This is a genomic window from Streptomyces sp. NPDC005485 (assembly GCF_040606085.1).
Lineage (GTDB): Bacteria > Actinomycetota > Actinomycetes > Streptomycetales > Streptomycetaceae > Streptomyces.
Map to the genome: position 1 here is coordinate 1 of NZ_JBEXDZ010000324.1, position 1,463 is coordinate 1,463.

General features: G+C 67.6%; 2 protein-coding genes. Both read right to left on the minus strand.

Annotated elements, in window-relative coordinates; all coding sequences use genetic code 11:
• Window positions 1-190: 190 nt before the first annotated feature.
• Window positions 191-766 (minus strand): TerD family protein, encoded by a 576-nt coding sequence (locus ABZS97_RS43955; protein WP_356149719.1) that lies wholly within the window; start codon window positions 764-766, stop codon window positions 191-193.
• A 112-nt stretch (window positions 767-878) separates the two neighbouring features.
• A complete protein-coding gene (locus ABZS97_RS43960) occupies window positions 879-1,337 on the minus strand; it encodes a peroxiredoxin (RefSeq protein ID WP_356149723.1) in 459 nt (152 codons plus the stop codon).
• Window positions 1,338-1,463: the final 126 nt, after the last annotated feature.

The window sequence follows — 1,463 nt, forward strand, 5'->3', positions numbered from 1 at the left end:
CGCGTCCCGCCCCTTACGCTGCACCCCCCGCTGGTCACGCATTTTTTCTTTGACCCCCCCGCCCGGCCCCCCCCCCCCGGGTGCGGCGCCGGACGGGAGAGCCGAGGTCCGTCCGGGTCGGACGGTCGACGGCGTGACGTTCGACGGCCGGATGTCGGCCGTCGGACGTGGACGGTCGGACGTCGACCGGTCAGACGTTCACGCCGAAGTCCTGCGCGATGCCGCGCAGGCCCGAGGCATAGCCCTGGCCGATGGCGCGGAACTTCCACTCCGCGCCGTTGCGGTACAGCTCGCCGAAGACCATCGCGGTCTCCGTCGAGGCGTCCTCGGAGAGGTCGTAGCGCGCGATCTCCGCCTCGCCCGCCTGGTTCACCACGCGGATGAACGCGTTGCGCACCTGGCCGAAGGACTGCTGGCGGTTCTCCGCGTCGTAGATCGAGACCGGGAACACGATCTTGTCGATCTCCGCCGGGACCCCGGCGAGGTTGACCTTGATCTGCTCGTCGTCGCCCTCGCCCTCACCGGTGATGTTGTCACCGGTGTGCTCGACCGAGCCGTCCGGGCTCTTCAGGTTGTTGAAGAACACGAAGTTGGCGTCACTGCTGACCTTGCCGTCCGCGCCGGTCAGGATGGCGCTGGCGTCCAGGTCGAAGTCGGTGCCGGTGGTGGAGCGTGCGTCCCACCCCAGACCGACGATGACCGCGGTCAGGCCAGGGGCCTCCTTGGTCAGCGAGACGTTGCCGCCCTTGCTGAGGCTGACTCCCACGAGTCCTCCCAATGGTGTCCAGGGGCAGGGAGCCCCGAGTGCGTTGGTATCGGATCAACGACCCGATCCTAGTGACGGGTTCCCGCACCCCGCAGGGGCTGGACCCGAACAATCACAGGGTGTCGAGTGCCTTCACGTACTCGTTCAGGTCACGCGCGTCCGGCAGACCGTTGACGACGGTCCACCGCACGACACCCTGCTTGTCGATGATGAAGGTGCCACGCACCGCGCAGCCCTTGTCCTCGTCGAAGACGCCGTACGCCCGAGAAGTGTTGCCGTGCGGCCAGAAGTCGGAGAGCAGCGGGTACTCCAGACCCTCCTGCTCGGCGAAGACGCGCAGCGTGTGGATGGAGTCGTTCGACACGGCCAGCAGCTGGGTGTCGCGGTCGGAGAACTGCGGCAGATGGTCGCGCAGCTCGCACAGCTCGCCGGTGCACACACCCGTGAAGGCGAAGGGGTAGAAGAGCAGCACGACGTTCTTCTCGCCACGGAAGTCGGACAGCTTCACGGTGGCGCCGTGGTTGTCCTTGAGCTCGAAGTCCGGGGCCTTGGTGCCGACCTCGATCGCCATAGTCACACGCTTCCCTTCCGAGGGGCTGTTCGGGTGACGACCAGCCTACGCAGTGATCGACAGTGGCTCCCGCGGGGCCTGTCCGCGGCCGGTCCGCAACGTGTGAGGCCCCCGCCGACGGTTCGT